The organism is Mesorhizobium sp. M4B.F.Ca.ET.143.01.1.1 (assembly GCF_004792275.1).
In the GTDB taxonomy this organism is placed as follows: domain Bacteria; phylum Pseudomonadota; class Alphaproteobacteria; order Rhizobiales; family Rhizobiaceae; genus Mesorhizobium; species Mesorhizobium abyssinicae.
The window spans coordinates 1-303 of the sequence record NZ_SRSR01000290.1; the positions used below are offsets into that span (position 1 = coordinate 1).

1 pseudogene is annotated in these 303 nt (G+C 64.4%); it reads left to right on the forward strand.

Annotated features, from left to right (window positions below):
- Positions 1-303 (forward strand): annotated as a pseudogene (locus EN786_RS37035) (ABC transporter permease); the annotation flags it as partial.

Below are 303 nucleotides of genomic sequence, written 5' to 3' on the forward strand. Positions count from 1 at the left end.
TCGTCGTCGATGCCTTGGGCAATTCGATGAAGCTGGCGCTGGTCGCCTTCGTGCTGGTGGTGCCGATCGGCATCCTTGGCGGCGTGATCGCCGCGCTCAACTTCAACCGGCCGCTCGACCGCATCATCAGCCTCGGCGGCCTGTCGGTCACGGTGCTGCCGGAGTTCGTCACAGGCATCATCCTGATCCTGATCTTCGGGGTCTGGCTGCGCTGGCTGCCGATCGCCGCCGCCTGGCCGAAAGGCGCTGGCTTCTTCACCCAGCTCTATTACCTGATCCTGCCCTCGCTGCCGCTGTTTTTGG